This window comes from Vibrio sp. McD22-P3 (assembly GCF_021568915.1).
Classification (GTDB): domain Bacteria; phylum Pseudomonadota; class Gammaproteobacteria; order Enterobacterales; family Vibrionaceae; genus Vibrio; species Vibrio mediterranei.
In genome coordinates, this window is sequence record NZ_JAKGTN010000004.1 from 78,035 (window position 1) to 98,660 (window position 20,626).

At 43.9% G+C, this 20,626-nt stretch carries 15 protein-coding genes; 12 read left to right on the forward strand and 3 right to left on the reverse strand.

The window, feature by feature from the left end:
- Window positions 1–11: 11 nt before the first annotated feature.
- The 12 genes from L2W36_RS06045 (at window position 12) to L2W36_RS06100 (ending at window position 14,161) form a co-directional block, all read left to right on the forward strand.
- Entirely contained in the window at window positions 12–1,505 is a 1,494-nt protein-coding gene (locus L2W36_RS06045; protein ID WP_236109577.1) for an ABC transporter substrate-binding protein, read from the forward strand.
- Window positions 1,506–1,509: 4 nt separating this feature from the next.
- Window positions 1,510–3,246 (forward strand): ABC transporter permease subunit, encoded by a 1,737-nt coding sequence (locus L2W36_RS06050; RefSeq protein WP_236109578.1) that lies wholly within the window; start codon window positions 1,510–1,512, stop codon window positions 3,244–3,246.
- A gap of 302 nt (window positions 3,247–3,548) precedes the next feature.
- Complete coding sequence (locus tag L2W36_RS06055; RefSeq protein WP_236109579.1) at window positions 3,549–5,156, forward strand: BCCT family transporter; 1,608 nt, start codon at window positions 3,549–3,551, stop codon at window positions 5,154–5,156.
- Window positions 5,157–5,469: 313 nt separating this feature from the next.
- A complete protein-coding gene (locus tag L2W36_RS06060) occupies window positions 5,470–6,162 on the forward strand; it encodes a response regulator transcription factor (protein ID WP_236109580.1) in 693 nt (230 codons plus the stop codon).
- Window positions 6,155–7,435 carry a sensor histidine kinase gene (locus L2W36_RS06065; RefSeq protein ID WP_062459254.1) on the forward strand — a complete coding sequence of 427 codons (1,281 nt, stop codon included), beginning with the start codon at window positions 6,155–6,157 and terminating at the stop codon, window positions 7,433–7,435. Before L2W36_RS06060 ends, L2W36_RS06065 begins: the two co-directional genes overlap by 8 nt.
- Window positions 7,436–7,651: 216 nt before the next feature.
- Window positions 7,652–8,896 carry a hypothetical protein gene (locus L2W36_RS06070; protein WP_107305868.1) on the forward strand — a complete coding sequence of 415 codons (1,245 nt, stop codon included), beginning with the start codon at window positions 7,652–7,654 and terminating at the stop codon, window positions 8,894–8,896.
- Window positions 8,897–9,445: 549 nt separating this feature from the next.
- Window positions 9,446–9,748 carry a helix-turn-helix transcriptional regulator gene (locus tag L2W36_RS06075; RefSeq protein ID WP_062459259.1) on the forward strand — a complete coding sequence of 101 codons (303 nt, stop codon included), beginning with the start codon at window positions 9,446–9,448 and terminating at the stop codon, window positions 9,746–9,748.
- A 407-nt stretch (window positions 9,749–10,155) separates the two neighbouring features.
- Window positions 10,156–11,217, forward strand: coding sequence for a carbohydrate porin (locus tag L2W36_RS06080; RefSeq protein WP_236109581.1), 1,062 nt, complete (start codon window positions 10,156–10,158; stop codon window positions 11,215–11,217).
- Between the two features lie 281 nt (window positions 11,218–11,498).
- Window positions 11,499–12,038 (forward strand): TetR/AcrR family transcriptional regulator, encoded by a 540-nt coding sequence (locus L2W36_RS06085; RefSeq protein ID WP_031495133.1) that lies wholly within the window; start codon window positions 11,499–11,501, stop codon window positions 12,036–12,038.
- A gap of 129 nt (window positions 12,039–12,167) precedes the next feature.
- The gene (locus L2W36_RS06090) at window positions 12,168–12,578 is read left to right on the forward strand and encodes an RNHCP domain-containing protein (RefSeq protein ID WP_031495135.1); all 411 of its coding nucleotides are present in this window, start codon (window positions 12,168–12,170) and stop codon (window positions 12,576–12,578) included.
- Window positions 12,565–13,563, forward strand: a complete 999-nt coding sequence (rsgA, locus tag L2W36_RS06095) for a ribosome small subunit-dependent GTPase A (RefSeq protein ID WP_236109582.1) — start codon at window positions 12,565–12,567, stop codon at window positions 13,561–13,563. The genes L2W36_RS06090 and rsgA overlap by 14 nt, the downstream gene beginning before the upstream one ends.
- Window positions 13,564–13,654: 91 nt before the next feature.
- Window positions 13,655–14,161, forward strand: a complete 507-nt coding sequence (locus L2W36_RS06100; RefSeq protein ID WP_031494140.1) for a GNAT family N-acetyltransferase — start codon at window positions 13,655–13,657, stop codon at window positions 14,159–14,161.
- 61 nt (window positions 14,162–14,222) lie between these two features.
- On the opposite strand, the gene L2W36_RS06105 is transcribed toward L2W36_RS06100, so the two are convergent.
- The 3 genes from L2W36_RS06105 to L2W36_RS06115 form a co-directional block, all read right to left on the reverse strand.
- Window positions 14,223–14,444: a hypothetical protein gene (locus L2W36_RS06105; RefSeq protein WP_006070483.1), complete on the reverse strand. Its 222-nt coding sequence runs from the start codon at window positions 14,442–14,444 to the stop codon at window positions 14,223–14,225.
- 124 nt (window positions 14,445–14,568) lie between these two features.
- The gene (locus L2W36_RS06110; protein WP_031494139.1) at window positions 14,569–15,354 is read right to left on the reverse strand and encodes an IclR family transcriptional regulator; all 786 of its coding nucleotides are present in this window, start codon (window positions 15,352–15,354) and stop codon (window positions 14,569–14,571) included.
- Between the two features lie 134 nt (window positions 15,355–15,488).
- Window positions 15,489–20,501: an NPCBM/NEW2 domain-containing protein gene (locus L2W36_RS06115; RefSeq protein ID WP_236109583.1), complete on the reverse strand. Its 5,013-nt coding sequence runs from the start codon at window positions 20,499–20,501 to the stop codon at window positions 15,489–15,491.
- Window positions 20,502–20,626 lie beyond the last annotated feature (125 nt).

Here is a 20,626-nt window from a genome sequence, read left to right on the forward strand (position 1 = left end):
GAGACATAATCATGCGTTTTCACTCAATTAAATTGGCATGCGCGCTTGCGCTCGCTCTACCGTTAACTGGCTGTTTTGATTCACAAACTGAAAACAGTGAATCAAGCGTCAAATCCGAGATTCGTGTGGCAATGATGCAGCCACCTCGCACTGGACTATCACCATTATCTGACGACGCTTTCAAATTATCACGTTGGAGCACCGCGGAAACGTTAATCAATCTTTCCCCGGCTTCTGAGGTTGAACCAATGCTGGCTACCGATTGGAAGCAGATTGACCCACTCACATGGCACTTCACTATTCGCCAGGGTGTGAAATTCCACGATGGTTCCATGCTAACCGCAGAATCAGTGGTTAACTCACTGCAACAGGCTTTGAGTGCTGCACCTAAGCCTCGTATACTTGATGGTGTTGACCTCACTGTGAGAGCCCTTGATTCATCGCACGTAGAAATCAAGACAACATTTAATGACCCTTTACTACCTAGCCGCTTATCAAGTCCTCAACTCGCCATTTTGGCGGCAAATGCATATAAAGAGAATGGTCGAGTCGTACCTACTGGTGCAGGCACTGGTCCATTTGAATTAATCGAAATTAACGGCACAACCAGTGCCAAACTAAAACGATTCGATGACTACTGGGGTGAGAAAGCTCACATAGACACGGTCATCGCTGAGTATGTTCCAAATGGCTTTGCACGTGCAGCAGCACTGCGCACAGGTTCCGCTGATGTTGTCGAAGCTGTGCCTGTATCTCAAATAGCAACGATTGATAGCAACCTTTTATACGAAGTGGCTATGCCGCGTACTAACACGCTCTACTTAAACAATAAGTCGGATGTTTTTAGCCAATTGGAGTTGCGCCAAGTTGCCGCCGCCGCGGTAGATAGAGAGCAAATCATTAAGACTGTGTATGAAAACCATGCCGATATTGCGAAGGGTTTGTTAGGTCCGGCACTTGCTTGGGCTGCACCACTTCGTCCCGAAGCATCACCGATTGAAGCTAAAACAAAGGCAAATGGTGAGAAAATCGTCATAGGTACTTTCACTGACCGTGCTGAACTTCCTGAAGTCGCCGCTTTGCTCAAACAGCAGCTTGAAAGCGCAGGCTTCCAAGTAGAACTTGATATCCGTGAGTACGCTCAAATTGAAAACGATGCATTAGCGGGTAATTTTGATGCCTTTATTCTTTCTCGAGCGACAGTTTTGGATTCAGGCGATCCTATCGCATATATGATGAGTGATTTTGGCTGTAAGGGATCGTTCAACTTAGGTCAATTCTGTTCTGAGGAAGTCGACAACGCTCTGGCTTACGCCGATCTACAGCCTTTAGGACCAAAACGTCAACAAGCCATCATTGCTGCAGAACAGATCATTTTGAACGATTTCGCTGCCATTCCACTGCTACACGAACGTGTCATTCAGGGTGAAAGCCTTCGTGTTTCTGATGCTGTTCGTGACCCAAGCGAACGTCGCCTTATCAATGCGAACACTAAGGTGAACTAACTTAATGTTGTCTGTTGATACTTCTCGACGAATATTCGATGTGCTAACACCTTGGTTATCAAGACTTATCTCATTGATCGTCGTCGTCATTTTAGTGGGTTTGATGCCAGATATTGCTGGTATTGACCCAAGCCAATCGATTTTGCGTGCCCGCGCCGGACAACAACACATGTTAACGCCGGAAGCACTTGCCGCGGTAAGAGCCGATTTACAGCTTGACCGTAGTGCAATGGAACGATTAACAGACTGGCTTAGTGACGCTCTGCATGGTGATCTAGGCTACTCATGGATCGATGGTTCACCGGTCATAGATGGTATTCAACAGACAATGTCGACCTCTCTGTTACTGATGTCGATGGCACTAGGTTTAACCTTTGTACTGTGTGGGTTTAGCTTAGTTCATACCTTGTTTAGCTGGAAACAAAGAAAGCTAAAGCAAACCCATAATAGCCTGAGTACTGTGCTCATCTCGTTACCTGAATACGTAGTAGCGTCCGTTCTCATCCTTGTTTTATCTATTTGGTTGGGTTGGTTCCCCCCCTACGGGTGGCAAAGCTGGCACCATATTTGGCTGCCTAGTCTCGCACTTGCGCTTCCCGCTAGCGGTCTTTTGAGTCGCCTGTTAAGGGACAGTTTGCAGCGCGTCCTCAATGAACCATGGGTGATCACTTGGCTCAGTGCGAACATCAGTTCCTTCCAGATCATGCGCTTCGCATTAAAACGTGCAATCAGCAGTTTGATCCCGCAAATCGCGATGATAATGATCGGCCTGACCGGTGGAGCGGTTGCTGTCGAGCAGATTTTTTCCATCCCCGGAATAGGACGACTAATTTTAGGTGCAGCGAAAGCACAAGATCTACCAGTGCTCCAAGGTGGTTTGTTAGTACTTCTATTTATTTCGATTTTCATCAGTAGCTTGAGCTTGCTTGTTCAACAGTTGTTGTTAGGCCACAGTCTCAGAAACGGTAAGCTTATCAGTAGTCATTCATCTTTTGCGTTTACCTCGAGTAATAACAAACGATTGACGGCGGGTTTAATCTTTTCACTGTTGCTGGCTGTTGTTATCTGGTCATTGTTTCGCGACCCGTTTAGCAGTCAGTTCATCAGACTTGCTGCTCCGAGCTTGCAGGCACCCTTAGGTGGCGACGGCATTGGACGTGACCTTCTAGCCCGCATTGGGTCTGGTATGTTATCGACGTTTTGGGCAGGGTTTGTCGCGACAGTGCTAAGTTTGGTTGTGGGTATGGTTCTTGGGTTCAACACTCGATACAGCCAAGGTTTAATCGAAATAACCAAGGGTATTCCTTATATTATCGCTGGCTTATTGGTTGCTGGAATGACGGGGATGAATCCAAACAGTGCCATGATTGCCATTGTTTTGGTGTCTTGGGCCCCTCTTGCGGCTCACTGCTCAAGTCTTATCGTTGAGGCTAAAGCGCAGCCCTACACGCATCTTGCGCCGATATGGGGAACGAGCAAATTCAAGATACTTAGGTACTATCTCCTTCCTTATGTGCTTCCGCCATTATTGAGACATGCACTACTTAGAATGCCAGTGATTACGCTAAGCTTAACGTCGCTGAGTTTTATCGGTCTTGGCGCTAAGCCACCCTCACCCGAATGGGGGCTGATGATTGCAGAAAACCTACCGTATATTGAACGAGCACCGCTTGGCGTACTTGGTCCAATTTTCGGATTAGTGCTGTTAGGCATTGCTATTAACCTTTTGTTTGACGATTAATTGTCAACCGAAACGCTAAAGCAGGTAGTGCTGTGAAATTCGTTTCGACCATTTAGCACTAAACAGAGAAGTATCTATAAGAGAAATACCCTTTGTTATGACTTCTTTCAATATAGCGCCCAAAAGGTGTCCTATTTGTGTTAAAATCCGTCCTTCAGGATTAGATGTAAAACGGACACTTTCATCATAAACTACTGATTAACATAATGTTAATTGGAAGAATTTCGAATTCTAATCAGTTATTAATTAAACATGGAGTTGGTCTTTATATTCGTTCACACGAATATGTAAACCTCATAATTATGGGTTTTAAATCTCAAAAATACAGTATAGATTCTACAGATTATCAAGTCGGTCAAGACAACATCACTAAATGGGGCATGGATGTTCACAATACAGTGTTTACCGCTTCCGCGGGCTTATCCATCCTCTTCATCGTCACTCTCTTAGTACTTTCCCCAGAAGACGCAAAAGCAGCCATCGATGCCGTTAAATCCGCTGCACTATCAAAGTTTGATTTTGTCTTTATGTGGGGCGCAAACATTCTTCTGATTTTTGCCTTGCTGATTGCTTTATCTCCGCTCGGTAAAATTCGTTTAGGTGGCGACAATGCCACAACAGATTATTCAACCATTTCCTGGATCGCCATGTTATTTGCAGCGGGTATGGGTATTGGTTTGATTTTTTGGGGCGTAGCAGAGCCGACCGCCTTTTATACCAATTGGTTTGGTACACCGCTAGGTGTTCAGCCGTTTACACCAGAAGGACGAGAACTAGCCTTAGGTGCTGCCGTATTCCACTGGGGACTTCACGCTTGGGCTATCTATGGGATGGCCGCATTATCGCTAGCATACTTTGTCTATAACAAAGGTCTTCCGCTCTCAATGCGATCGGTATTCTACCCTCTACTTGGTGACAGAGTTTGGGGAAGAGTCGGTGACGTTATCGATGTAATGGCTGTTCTGGTAATCCTATTTGGCCTTGCAACATCACTTGGTCTGGGCGGCTCACAAGCTGCAAGTGGAATCAGTCACGTATTCGGACTAGAAAACAGTCTTCTGCTTCAGATTGCCATTATCCTGACCATTATGGGTTTGGCTATTGTTTCTGTTGTTCGTGGAATGGACGGCGGCGTTAAGGTATTGAGTAATCTCAATATGATTATCGCATTCGTTTTCCTTGGTTTTATTGGTGTTTTGAACTTCACAACGGTATTGGATTCAGTTTCGACCGCAGTAGTTGGTTATGTGAAAAATATTCTTCCACTAAGCCAAAGCGCTGGCCGTGAAGACACCACATGGCTTCATGGCTGGACTGTGTTCTATTGGGCCTGGTGGGTTGCATATGCGCCATTCTTCGGTATGTTCGTTGCACGAATTTCAAAAGGCAGAACAATTCGCGAATTCCTATTTTGTGTACTAGTTATCCCTACTCTTGTCACCACTGCATGGATGTCTTTCTTTGGCGGTGTCGCGATTCAACAGATCGTTGATCATGTGGGTATACTTGGTGCCGCTCAGGGTATCGGAGACGTTTCACTTAGCTTGTTCTATATGCTTGATGCGTACCCTATTGGTAACATCTTATCGCTGATTGCCGTTGCGCTGATCATTGTTTTCTTTGTGACCACTTTGGACTCAGGTTCAATCGTAGTAGACAGTATGACTGCAGGTGGCAAACTCGAGCTTCCTATCAAGCAGAAAGTGGTCTGGGCTGTGATCTCAGCTGTCATCGCCGTGGTCATGTTGTGGATCGGTGGTACTCAATCGATTCAAGCACTTCAATCGATTACCATCATTGCAGCGCTGCCATTTACGCTGATTCTAATTTTAGGTTGTGTGAGTTTGATTAAAGGCTTACTTACTGAGGTTGAACAACCTCAAGTAGCTAGCGACAAGTCTGCACAATAGATAACTTTAGGCTTATCGTAACCGGGTTACGGTAAGCCTTTTTTAGCTCTTTACTCACATTCCCCTTTGCCCTCACCGTTCAAGATCCTCCTTAATAAAACGACTGTTCGACATGGCCCTGCTCTCCAAATGGGATATCAACAGAATAAATACCACACACCAAAGCCATAGCCTCAACTAATGTTTTATCAAGTATATCTGGGTATAATCTCTATCAATTTAAGGATATTTCCTCAAAACGGTGTACTTAACACCCCGTAGCTGCTTTTCGATTCAAATCATCAATGCGGCAAGATAAAGGACTATTGAACACATGAATTCCGATTTATCTATCCATGTATTGCTCATTGAAGATGACCGAGACTTAGCAGCCTCGGTCGCAGATTACTTGGAATACGAAAACATAAAATGCGATCACGCCTACGATGGACAGAGTGGTTACAATTTATCCAGCGAGAATTACTACGACGTCATCCTTCTTGATTTAATGCTACCCAAGGTAAACGGCTTTACGGTTTGCCAAAACCTTCGAAAAGCAGGTATTGACACACCTATTCTCATGTTGACGGCCAAAGATACCATTGAAGACAAAGAGGCTGGGTTCAACTCAGGTACCGACGATTACCTTGTAAAGCCATTTATGATGAAAGAACTGGCTTTACGGATAAAATCTCTATCGAGAAGACGAAGTGGTCAAATAACTAAACTCGTTGCTGGAGATCTGACCTATGATCTTAAACAAAAACGAGTAACGCGTTCAAATCAACCTATTGAACTCACTCGACTTAATCTTAGGTTGTTAGAGCTGCTAATGCGTAAATCTCCTCAGTTGGTCTCGAGAGAAGAAATCGAACAGACGCTATGGCCTAATGAAATACCTGAAACCAACAACCTAAAGGTTCAGCTTTATCAACTTCGACAGAAAGTTGATAAGAATCATAATATTAAACTCATCGAAACCGTTGTGGGCCAAGGTGTAAGAATTCAGGTTGCCAGCAATGCTTAATAAGAGCTTTCCATTAAAAAACCATCTCACCTCGTTTTTCCTTGGAATCGCGATTATCACTGCCTTCATGCTTTTCGAGCTGCTTGTTCGCTACTTTGAGTACGGCATTGAAGATTCCGTGAAGATGAGAATGTTAACGGAGTGGCGAGCCTACTCAGAAGCTTACCAGTTAGACCCTAATATCGAGTTGCCAAGTTCTTATGTGATTCGATTCTACCTAGACGACCTCCCCGTTATTCGTGTGGAAGGAACGAATATTTTGGAAAATGTTCAACTTTCCAACAATCAATTCACTGTGGTTTCAGTGGATGAAACTTTTTCCGATGACCCAGAGAAGGAAATCACTTTAGGGATATTTAGGTTTCTTCGCGACGACGAAAAAACGGTATACGTCATCGCGAAATATGACTACCACCTAATCAATGACACAATCGATATATGGTTTGATAGCCGATTCAATTTTATCTTGCTAATCGTCGGTGGTTATATCTCTATAGTGCTATTGGCACTCTGGTTTTATAGCTATCGAATTGGAAAAAGAACTGAGCAACTGGTTCATTGGTCTGAACTGGTATCAGAGAACTTAGAATCAAACCCCACTCCCGATTTTACTTTTCAGGAATACAATCGCGTCGCTTCATATTTGCAACGAGCACTATCGAAAAATGCCCGCTTGCTCGCTCGGGAAAAGGACTTTTTATCTCATACCAGTCACGAACTTCGCACCCCTCTGGCCATCATCAGAGCTAATATGGAGATATTGGAAAGAATAGCGCTACCAGAAGCATCAAAAAACGCGATTGTGCGCATAGACCGAGCAAGTAAAAACATGCAACAAGTCGTTGAGACAATGCTTTGGCTTTCTCGCAAACACAACACCGCTCCACCACAAAAGGAAATTTCAGTAGCCGCTTTATTGAATGAACTGGTCGACGAGTACTATCACTTCATTAACGGTTCTGATGTGTCGTTAGAGACTGATTATAGTAACGCTCCAGTACTAGACTTACCGGAAACCCCGATACGAATTGTTATAAGTAATCTATTGGTTAACGCATTCAAATACACCCACGCAGGGCTTATACGCATTTATTGCAAAGACAACGCCGTCATCATTGAAAATACCACCACGGCGAACCATGAGCTGCAGGTAACTGACGGATTTGGTTTGGGACAAGATCTAATATTCAGAATTTGCGATAAGCTCGGTTGGTTTATGGAAACTAAAAAGACCGAGACAGGCTTCGTTGCTATTCTTCACTTGCCAACATAATGTCATGTACTCGCAACAGGCCGAACCGAATGTTCCAAAAACGAGGGTGCCACCATTTCACCTCTATTTCACCTCCCTTCCGATAGAATGGACGGTATGTCAGATTTATAGGCTAAAGATAGTTCCTTCAGAATAGTTTTTGTTTCTTAGCCTAGAACTCTGCTCGTATTTACCGCCTCTCGCTGCATCAAGCGACTTCTTATGGAGCCATTTTTTATGACTTTGCAATATCCCAAAGCCCTTCCTGTAGCAATGACCGTAGCTTGTCTCAATATCAACGTAGTCAACGCGGGTTCATCCAGTGTTGATTTTTCTATTTCAACACAACAAGAAGCACTCGGTATTACTGAAGTTCCATTACAACTGAAAAAACAGTTTTCGTCAGAGTTACGCTTTAATCGTTACACTTCGGTTGTTGCACCCAATGGAAAGTCGATTCACATTGTTGCTCAAGACCAGCTATCTGACGGACAGATAATTCGAGCCAAATCGGTGCTTGTTCATTATCTTACCGACTTTTCCGGATCCAAGTATGGAAGCAATAAGGGTGCTGTTGCGAATAGAATGGCTGAGAATGGTGCTACTTTACTCCTTTTAAACGGACGAGATGATGGCACTAATAACGCTGCCGAACTTGAGGGGCAGCCTTTATATGAAGAGGAAATTCAAGTTGAGGGCGGACCTTGGTACATGGCGCAAAACTACCAGCACCGAGACGCGACTTTTGAAGAAATATTGCACCTCGTTCATGATTATGGAATCGGCGTAGATGGGTACGACAAATTCATAGGGGTTCTCCCTGAGTACCAGACTGAAATACGCAATGCTCAAATCAATGCTTATGCCAAACAAATTTGGGCTATGACTCCAGAAGTACAAGATTGGATCGACGAGCTAACGGCAGAGAACAGTCTAACTCAAGAGTATCTAGCATCTGTTCTAGACTCATATTACGGCTTGTGGGGTGCTTATCCGAAGCAATCTTTTAGGATGATGGACAAGTTTACCGGCGGATGGGGAATGTGGGGATTTTACATTGCTGGAACTAGACACGAAGTTGAACTTCGTGATCCAAAGGGCTATCAGTTAATGACAGAATTCTTCCATCCCTACTTAACCTATAACGCCCATCTAGACCCTAATTTTAAAGGAACGTTTAGTCTCCAATATCGTGAAGACTTGCTTTATACCAACCACTCTCGCTACCTCAAAGACATAACTTTGACAGGAGGCCATCCCGTCGAAGTAATCGTCAATAAACTTGACAATAACATTACAGGCAATAATTCCAATACCACCGTTACGTTCTCAGGAGAAAAGAATGATTACAACATCAACTATCAGGATGATGCTGTGATTGTTAGAGACTCTCTTTTAGGACGAGATGGTAATAATACGCTACGGTCAGTCAGTACAATACGTTTTGCAGACCAATCCGTTGACACTCGTAGAATATATTAGCTCTCCGACTCGTCATTAATTCTCAACTGACGAGTAGACGATGCTCTCAGACATTGTGAATTAGATAATAATACCAAAGCAATTACAATCACATACATTAGGTGAACAAGAAATTACATACAAGTTACTTAGATAGACTAAACCCACAATTATCTTACCAACCTTGTCACAATGAATATCAAAAGTGGCGTTCAAGTCTAAATAATATATTTATCATCTTGATATGCTATATATCACAAAAAATAAATGCACTCTTTCATTAGAGAACATTGACAAATGAGGCAATCAATAGAAACTTGAAGACAGACCAATTAATATGCAACAAAAGTCGATACTGCGTACTAAAAGATTGGGTTCTTCACTATGCAATAACTGTTATCCTAGGTTTGTACTTGCATATAAAAATGTCAATTGAAATACAACACCTGCGGTAAACAACTAAGTAAGCCAATATTGCTTTACATTAAAACCTATCAGAAAGAATGAAACAATGTTGGTTTATTTAATACTAAACCAACAAGTAAATATAGATAAATCCAAGGTTACTTTATGAGCTTTCCACCAAAATCTGCTGTCGATGTTTTTGCTTTATTAAAGGAAAAACATAACCTCAGTACAAGAGAGTTGGCTCGGTCCATCGGTGTAAGTCATGGTGGACTTGCAATGGTCTTATGCGGAAATACGAGACTCTCTCCTAAACTAGCTATGAGACTGTGCTGCTTCTTCGCACTGGACATAGACAGCATACTTGAGGCACAAGCAAAATATGAAGCATGGCAAGTTAAACAGGACGGCTTGTCGATTGAAGCCACATTGAGCGAAGTATTGGAAAATCGGCAAGAAAACAAATAACCTGTGTTTTGCTTTAACGCTTAAGGTGATCACCTTTTAGATGATCGCCTTACTATCGTTTCCTATCACGCTTAGTATTGTCGTCAATTCATTATTAAATCTCTATTAATAAGATTCTCAACCTCTTTTCATTAAATACCTCGATTCTCACCATCTCGCGATATAGCACCCTCGTTAATTATATTATCTATTCTTTATTACATTCCAATACACTATCAACATAGAAAATGACATTGTAAATAACCCATCTGACAAAGAAGTTATATTCAAATACAACCTCCCACATTAAAAAGGGTATTTAACTGTTCAAGTCTAAATATTAATACTATCAACTTGTCAATAAACATCTCTCACATAAAAATAATCATCGTTGAATAAAAACACAAGAAAGGACAAAAAGGTAAATTATGAAATTCAATATATTAGCAGTGAGTATTGCATGTGCGACTATGTCATTTGGAACAATGGCAGCAGACATTAAAGCTGGCCCTGGTACATTAACTCTTGGCGGCAATATGCGTATTGATATGAACGCTACGAAACAATCTGTTGACTTAAAGACTTCGACAACAAAACTAAAATCGGACAAAACAACGCTTAATACAAATGGGCGTCTATCATTTACTGCCGATTATATTGTTGAGCAAAACGGGTATAAAATGAAAGCTCGTGTTAATCCGTTACTGAAAACTGACGGCACCGTCACTATGGATGACGCTTACTTAGACCTTAAGAAAACTGGCAACACTTATCTGGGCGCTCAGTTAGGTCGTTTCGAAGCTCTGGATCTCTCCCCTCTTCAAATTGATATTTTCGTAGATGATGCTGATACAGCCAGTCTAGTCGATGGTGAACTATTCGCAGGTCACTATCGTGGTAACAAATACCGCGGACGTTTTGATGGCGCAGCGTTACTTTACGCTGGTAATGATTTAATTAAATTTGAAACCAACGTTGTTTTCGTTGATCAAAAAGATAAAAACAGCAATGTTGCGTTACGTCCAGTATTAACAGTGACTCCAAGCAAATCGTTCTCAATCTCAGCAGGTCTTGAGAAAGGTTTTGACGACGCGTCTAAAGACAAAGATGAACTTGGTTTAGCAACAACTGCTAATGTTAAATTTGGCCTAGCAAGCTTAAACCTGAGTTACGCATACAAGACATCTAAACCTCTCTTGAAAGGTACCAGTACCCGTGTAGACACAAAACTACACACGTTCGGTACTAACATTGCAGCGTATGGTTTCGGCTTAGGAGCTTTCTATACAACAGCCAACAACGAAGTAAAAAATGGCAGCGTTGGCGATGTGAATCTATTCACTACCTACGCTGGTTATGAGCACAAAGACTTTTTAGTTGACTCATTGACGGCGTCTACAGGTGCTTATTACACCTCCGCAAAGGCTGACAAAGCAAGCGGCGATGTCTCTGAATACGGCGCTCGTGTACGTCTTCAGTACAACTTCTAAACAAAAAGAATCAAGACTTATAAGGAAACTGCCTTTTCGATAAGTCCTGATGCTCCCTTGCAAACTTAATCTCACTTGCAAGGGAGCCCCTCCTTCCATAACTCCTAACGTATCTCATTGTTTTAATTAGGCTTACGTAGAGTTGCTAAGATATTTCTATACCAATTTACCATCTACTACCTAAAAATTATCCAAAATAATATTTGACACATACTCAAAGTGAAATTAACATTCGCACCCACTGACTGACTGACTGGTCAGTTAACAAAGTGAGTAATGTGATGGACAAGAAAGACAAGATCATTGAAGTTGCCATGCAGCTATTTGCGGAGCATGGGTTTGAAAAAACGCCTATTTCAACTATCTGTGAGCATGCAGAAATCTCAAAAGGCTTAGTTTTCCATCACTTTAAAAATAAGAACGAACTACTAAGAGCAGTGTTCACCCATATGACTGACATCATCAACGGAGTTGACCAACAAGATGAGCACTTAGCTTCATCAGAAGGGAGACTTGAGGCGATGATTGATTCGATATTTGAAGGAATGATGATCGAACAGCACCGAAAGATGTATCAATTAAACTTCAGTGTTATGGTACATCCGACCACGCGTAAGATCGTCTTAGATCTAATTGAAGAAAGATATCAAGGTCTGCAGGCATCAACCGAAGAGGTGTTTCGTTCCCTGTCGCACCCAAATCCATCGGTTGTGACAAGAATGTTTATCGCTGAAATCGACGGCATCGCAATGAACTATTTGTTGAATGTTGACTTCCCTATAGAAGAAATCAAACAAGAATTCATCAACAAATATTGTTAATAGATTCACTCAATATCACGCACAGTTAATGGCGTGATTTTTTTAAACACAACAACCGACTGCACGGTCAGTCAGTTCCTTTTTAAGGAGCAGTATCACCAATAAACTAACTAGTGTGAGGTATTCATTATGACTAGAACGAAAACTTTAAGAGCTAACCCTAACGAATCATTCCTTTGTGCATCATGTGGTTTAGGCGTGACACCTATTCAATACGGTGGACAACATCGTAACCACTGCCCTCACTGCCTAAGCAGCGTGCACATGGATATTAAAGCGGGAGATAGACGTTCGAGTTGTCGTGGCATTATGGAACCGATCAGTATTTATGTTCAAAAGAATCGAGAATGGTCTCTGGTCCACAAATGTAGTAAGTGCAGCACGATTAGAACAAACCGAATCGCAGCAGACGACAATGAATTTTTGTTAGTAACAATGGCAGCAGAACCGATGATGTCTCTACCATTCCCATCAAAAACTATTTTGTCTGAACTGAAACAAATGAGCATAAACAAAGGTAGTGAATATGTACTCGAATAACCTACAGACATACCGAGTAATTGAAAGAAACGCCAATAGATACAAAGTACAAACCCCTGACGGCATTAGAACCGCCCAATTGAAGGGTAGCTTTATCCATTTAATACAAGACAAGCAAGGCTATCCTTGTGTTGGCGATTGGATAGAAGCCAGAGATGACAACAATATTATATTGATCGAAAGCATCAAGAAACGGAAAAGTTTGGTAAGCAGAAAAGCCTCAGGTGAAGCGACAGTCCAACAAACTATCGCTGCAAACGTAGATTACACATTCATCGTGATGGGCTTAGATGGTGGTCGAAACTACTCAGACCGTCTATTAGAAAGACTTCTGACCGTTGCTTGGAACAGTGGTGCAACGCCTGTAGTCATACTTAATAAGTCGGATTTAAATGAAGACGCTGAACTAGTGCAAATGCAAGCCGAAACGATCGCGCTAGGTATCGACATAATTACCTGCAGTGCTCTAGACGGCACAGGTATTAACGACGTTATGACATATCTAGCTAACGGTAAAGTCGGTGTCTTCATTGGACCATCTGGTGTGGGTAAATCGACCTTAACCAATACGTTATTGCAATATCAAGCGCAGAAGACTAATGGACTTCGCTTGCAAGACATGCGAGGCAGGCATACCACGTCAAGCTCTTACCTATTTGAGTTAGAAAATGGCGGTTTCATTGTCGATACATCTGGTATCAAGGAAGTACAAGCGTGGGCAAACGGTAACGATATAGACTCAGTTTTCGAGGAAATATCTCTTGTTGCCCAAGATTGCAAATATAGAAACTGCCAGCATGAGGGGGAACCTGGTTGTGCAGTTCAGAAAGAGCTTGAAGCAGGTAACATAACCCCTGAACGTTATGACAGTTACCTAAATTTAAAACAGGAACATGCTTTCTTAGAAAGACGAAAAAATGACAGAAACTCGAATGTAGAACGTCGATATGACAAAGATATGAGCAAATTGATAAAACGTCTTTAAGTAGAAAAGAACTCGTCAGACAAGCAATGAGGTGAACCGTGAACGCTTGGGTTTGTGCTCTGACAACCATGAAATTTATAAGGTAAATCGAATGAAAACGCCGTACCAAATTCAATATGAAGCCTTCGCTGCTGCGGGAGGACTATATGATGAAAGACATGCCAAGCTCTATGCTGAGTTTGCCGATAACTTAATTCTCGATGGAAGTTACTCTATCGTTTATCAGGGTGTCGCTCACGCATGTTATACGCCAATTACCATTGATGCTGCACCACATCTCAAATGTTATGTGCTCGCACCATTAGCTGTACTGCCGGAATATCAAGGGAAAGGCTATGCGACACGATTGATGGAACAAGCCGAAAGTGAATTGGATGCAGACGTTATCTTTGTTATGGGAGAACCCTTCCATTATGGTAATCGCTACAATACACCGCATAATGTTCTACCGCCGGTGAGAACACAGGCGCCATTGGAATGCTGGTTTGCACGTGAACTGACACCGAACGCTTTGCAAGGTATTGGGGAGTCCACATCATCGATAACAGGCCCTTACGCTGAGCCGCGCATGTGGGGACACCCAAGCGAACAGGTATAAAGTAGGCCTTCGAACTTCAAGAGCACTCAAATAGGTCTAGCTTTCAAGCTAGACCTATTCCTTATACGTAGGTATCAACGCCCGCTTTTTTCTCCGCAATTTTCTCACCGTCATAGGTTTTGACGACCGCTCCCTCAGAGTTGCGAATCTTGATTTGGTTCTGACTATCCAAGGATGCTGTCAAGTCTCCTTTGCCTGATTTTAGATACCCATTAATGAACTTTGTGGTGTCTTTTAAATGCTGCTGAATATGAGGTTGGTACATTGCGTTGCTGGTTTTCAAAGCCTAATGCTCCCTTGGATTGGAAGTATTAACATACTCGAGACGGATGAAAATTAATATCTCAACCAATCACAAATTCTCACTAACGATTAATGCCGTACGGTAATTTTTGGCAAAGATCAAACTACTCGGTCTTTAGCTCGCCAAGTGTAAACTCTAAAATTTCTTGCGCAGCTGAGCGTAATTCTGGGAGATGTGTTTTCAGCTTATCCAACGAGGTACGAAAGCTCGGTGCATGGCAAAATAGATAGCCAAAACTTAATGCATCGGAGCCAATAGGCACCGATATCGCCACCATACCGTCGACAAATTCTTCATTGTCTTCACCAAATCCTTGTTCAGCAATCCGGCTCAGCTCTTCAAGAAACAGACCATCATTAGTTATGGTCTTTGGTGTGTATTCGGTTAACCCCATGTGTTGTACAACGTTTTCACGAATTGAAGTGTCCAATGAAGCGAGATAAAGCTTACCCGATGCGGAAGCTGCAATAGGGACCGGACTCCCCTCTGCCAAATTGATTTGCAGTGGCCAGTTGCAGTTCACACGCTCAAAGTAGATCATTTCAATACCATTAGGCACTGAAATTCCGCACGTTTCACCAATCGTGTCAGCAAGGCGTTGCAACACCGATGTTCTTTGTTCAGAAAAGCGTTGGTTCTTCAAAATATCATGAGATAAAGACTGCAGGTTCGGCCCCGCAATAACGCGACCAATGATATTTTCTTGGAGATGGCCTAAAACGATAAGCTGGTTGATCAGTTTGTTCGCAGACGCAATTGGCATAGACAGTTGTTCGGCAATAGATTCTCTATTGAGTTGGCCACGGCTGTGAGCCACGATGGCGAGCACTTGTAGTACTCGGTCTAGGGTTGAACCTTTAGTAGTATTTGCCGAACTAGAGCTTGTCATAGAGCTACATTCATCCTTGATACGGTATTCGATATGCTTTGAATAGCCTATTGCTTTTACTGATTAAGTGCAACCGTGTACAAAGCCTAAGTGACAGATATTAAAAGGGCTTGCCGGAGCAAGCCCTGTTCAAGCTAGTTTTGCAATAGTTTCGCATCCCCCCAACTCGCGTGGTCATAACCATTGCCATTTCCGGCATCATTCGCCTTAAGTGTGATGGTCGTAGCGTCTACTGGAATATCAACAGAAACGGATTCTGCGTTATCTGAACCGGTCAACGTCGCACTTTGATAGTACAACACGCCATCTAGTTCTACTTGGAATACTACCGAGCCAGAGTTACCCACTTCGTCATCAACACCAACACTCGCAGTAAAGCGACTGTATTGACCTGCAGAGATGGTATAAGTGATCGTTGAGTTCGCATGTACCCCCAATCCTTTGGCGAAGGTTTGCCCGCCTATTGAAATGGTGGTGCCATCTTGCGCTTCTCGCTCACCATTACTCATATCTTTTTCGATAGAGCCCCAGCCATTGGTCGAGCTGTCTTCCTGTAAGTCACTAAGATAAACGCTCGCTGGCGGTGTGGACGAGCTTCCTGGATCCTCAGTCATAAATAGATTACCCGAACCATTATCGGCTGGATGAATCCAATTGCTGCCACCGTCTGGGTCATAGGCAAAAGCCAATCCAGTATGAGGTCCGCTGCCACCATTGCCATTACTTAGCCTCAACTCAAACTGATGCCAACCAGGAGATAAGTTTAAGTTGCCAGTCGAGACCCGATCACTCCAGAGGTCACTACTTAGCACCAACTGTCCATCAATCCATAAACGCGTTTTGTCATCATTGTTTTCACTGAAAGAAATCTGACCGTCGGCATCGTAGATATAACCGGTAAACACCTCGGTCGTATTACCAGCAATCGCATCTTCCGTTTCGCTTAATGAGGTTGTTATGGATGTTTTCGGGTTAGCATCGGTTTCATTAATATTGCCCGAAACGGTGCCATAAAACAGCCCAGGAACAGCGGCACCGCCCCCTTCACTTGGTGTGCGAAGCTTAGCGTCTCCCCAAGAACCATGGTCACTACCGACTCCGTCGCCCGCATCACTCACCACTAGCTTGAGCTCCTGCGCGCTACTTGGAATGTTCACTTGCACGTACTCGGCAACATCACTTCCTCGTAATACGCTACTTTGATAAGCCATCACGCCATCCAACCAAACCTCGAACACGACGGAACCTGAACTGCCCGTCTCATCATCAACACCGATGAAAGCAGTAAACTGATCGTAAGTGCCACCCGTCAGGCTGTACGTCACCTCTGAATGAGCATGAACACCGAGTCCTTTGGTAAATTCACTACCACCAATGGATATCGTTTGACCATCACCCGCAGCGTTTTCACCAACACTGGTGTCTTTTTCAATCGGTCCCCACCCATTGGTTGCGCTGGTTTCCGAAAGATCACTTAGGTAGGTATAGGTTGTTGCTTGCGGTGGTTCGGGTACCACTATATCGGGGCCTTCGTATTCAATCTGTTCTAGATAAGCCACCAATGCAGCACGTTCTGAGTTATCCGCCACGCTATGTTGCGAGCCAATTTGTAACACATCATCCAGCGTTGCCGCTTGACCGTTATGGAAATATGGCGCGCTACCCCAAAGACCAATCAAACTCGGTGTATCAAAACCCGTACCTACTAATGGAGCTCCGATGCCTTGCCCTGAAGAGGCATCAATGGTACCGACATCGTGCCTTTGCATGTCGGTGTAATACACTCCCGCATGACAAGTGTCACACCCTTTCGAGGTGAACAGCGCCTGCCCCGTTAAGGCTTCAGCTGTTAACGCGCCAGAAGAATCTCGGTGTGGACTTTTAGGGAATTGATTTAAGCTACTGACGTAAAACGCGAGGTTATCTAAGTCTTCACTTTTACCTGATTTCGATGTTCCTAATGGGTTTTCTGACAGGCTAAATAAGGCGTCTACCATAAACCCACGACCACCGAACGCGTAGCGAATATCGTTTTCGAAATCCTGTATCTCGTCAAAATTCGCGGTCCAATGCACTCGACCATTGCCTGTGCCTGTCTTACCCAATAACGAGATAGTGTTTCTTAACCCTTCACCACGGTCCGTAAAGTCCCACACCCTATGGTCGCTATCGCCATCTGCGTGGCAGCTGGCACAAGATATGTAGCCATCTTGGGTCATTCTCGCATCGGCTGCGTTGTAGAAGATCTGTTTGCCGCGTAGCACTCGTGGATGCAGTGTTTCATTCGCCACCACAGAGACTTGTGCCAAGGTTGGAATGTCACCTCGATCGGTCAAAAACGCATTGACGTCATGCACAGACACCGTTCTTGACATAAAGTTGTGAACAAATAATGTCGACCCTGATAGTACGAGCCCTCTTGGTGCTAAGCCAGTATCAAAAATCTCCCCAGCTCTGTTTAAGTTGTAGGTATTGCGAATCTCAATGCTATTTTGACCTTCTACCGCAATAAAAATTAGGTCGCCTATATCGCTGAATACGGCCGCTTTGGGCTGTGCACGATCATCAATATCTAAGGCATTATCCATCACTGTTTTCGAATTGAGATCGAGTCGGTTAACCACAGCTCGAATCGTCGTTTCAAACGTCAGCGTTTTGGTTTCATCACCTTCTAAATAGGGACCACGATCAACGTTTGCTTTATTAGATGGCAGCCAAGCACTATATCCATCCGGCGAAATTGCGACGGAACCAAGGTAGTTAGCAATGCCTCGGCTTCTATCTGGGCCATCTATTGTTGTCGTATCTTTAGCGATAAGATAACTCTGGTCGATGGTCATACTGGATGCATCAACCGCGACAACTTCCGCGTTAGTTTGAGGCGAAACAAAGCGTGTCACCAGAACCTGTGATGATGAACTGTCAACCGCAATGCCTCTTGCGCTATGACCAACATCCACTGTTGCCACGATAGCTTTGGTGCTTGGATCGATCTTGAGCAACTTACCACTTGCCTGCAGCGACACAAAAGCGTTAGTGCTATCTGGGGAGAAAGCGATGCCGTATGGCTGAGACGCTCTTGGCAGCACAATCGTATCCACAAACTGGCCAGTATTTGTCAGCACAGTGATACTAGCATCTGCCTGATTAACTACCCATAAATTGCCATTAGGCGCTACCGCTAGAGTTCTCGGCTGATCACCCACCGCAGCTTCCCATAATTTGCCGTACGGAGCTGTGTTTTCGATAGCACTGACGGTATCGTTGTCTTCGTTAACCACAACAACCTGACCATTGGCTTCCACTATGGTTGATGACGCCGTTGGCGAGACCGTTGTTGGTTGACGATATACTGTGATGGGTACCGACTTACTACTCTCAAACACGCCATCAGCCGTGGTTTCTTTAATCGTCACCACTGCAGACCAATGGTTAGGCTGATTGTAGGTATAATTCGCGTTTCCGCTGGTCGAAAACGGTGTCGAACCACTACCATCGCCAAAGTTCCAAGAATACTCCAGACTGCCCCCTAACAAAGGGGTCGTAGAAGCAGACACATTAACACTACTACCTAGTGTCACTTTATCATTGGCTGACAAGCTCACATCGTGGCCGACTTGTGATCCCGTCGCAAAGCGATATTCAGTACGAGCCATTGGGTTGCCAGCAAAGTCCTCTATACCTTCCAGTACGACTTCGTAAATACTGTCCGCTTCTAGTGCTTGGGATGGAGTAAAGTGGATGAATCCGAGGTTGGTGCTGTACTCCCCTTGAAGCGGGGTTGAACTACCGATTTTGGTGACAGTAAACGAGCTACTATTGACCGATTCCATCAACACGCTATCTGATAACGCCACACCAATACGGGTCGATAAAGGTTGCAGTGTCGCGTCGATCGCTGGGTTAGCGGCGGATATATAAGGAGGAACATTGTCCGGCATACTTTGATGTGCAATCAAACCACTGCCAGAACCATGGTCGTTTCCAACCCAAACTAGGTTACCAAATGGGAACACCTGACCATGGTCAGTGTTGCTGCTTGTGGCATTCAATGAGCTGTGCCCAAGTTCACGTATATTGTTGATATCACTGACATCTAACACCGCAATATCGTCTTGGTTACCCAGAAACAACTTGTTGTCTTGAACGTTACAATAAAGATTCTCGAATCCGGTCAGTTTTTCATTAACTAACGTCATCGGGTTAGTAGTCGTGTCATAGACACGCAAATAGTCATTGGTGCTTCGCGCTCCGAAATACGCATATTTGCCATCCCAACAGGAAGCATAGTACTTCTCTGGTAGGCGATTAACCGTCTTAACTAAGGTTGGGTTAACCGGATCATCTATGTTGAGCATGGAAAAACCTGCCGTCCCTTCCATGCTGGAAATGAACATTCGGTTACCCAGCGCAAAGAGTGGTCCTATGTTGAATCCGCCCAGTTCCGAGTTCGGAACCGTTTTCACTAGTGTTGGGTTACTCATGTCGCTGGTATCAACAATGGTTAATCCTGCATTGCCACGAGCAATATAAAGATAAGGAGCTTGCCAAAAAAGCTGCCAAGAGACGTTGTTGTAATCACCGAAGTTCACGCCAGAGATCGCCAATTTCGACAAGCGCACAGGATTAGTGACATCCGACCAATCCCAGATTTCTATCCCCTTTCCCGTTTGGATGGCAATGGTGTTATTCTCCCCCAAGCCAAACGAGTGCGGCTCTCTGAACTCCGCTGTTCTTAACCCATCACCAGTACGGTTTAGATTGGCAAGATCCGGTTCATATACTGTTTTAACGAGTTGCATGGCTTTGGGGTTAGAGACATCCAGTGCGATCCAACCTCCCGGCCCACCGCCACTATCAGGGGCAAAGACGCCAACCATATAGCCGTTGAGCATCGTCATGACGTTTACGCCATAGTGTTTTCTGCCGGGATAGTCGGGGGGAAGAAAATTAGTGGTATCGTCAACGAGTGGACTCGATACATGAGTAAACGCCTCTGATGATCCGTAGGTAAGGTTACCCAATCCAGGGCCTTGTGCAGCATTTGCTGCGGCAATAAACGAGGTACTGCATAGTCCCGCTAATACACTGCTCACAACAGGGCGACGCCAAGTCTCAAGAGACTTTATCAAGCGATTGACTTTCATCGCCTTCTCCTTGTTTTTTATGGTCACTAAACAAAGCTCACTTCTCATAGAAAAGTGAGCACTTAAAAAACATGAAGAGGACAGGCTCGCCTACCCAATCAATCCAAAAAATAGACAGTTTATCT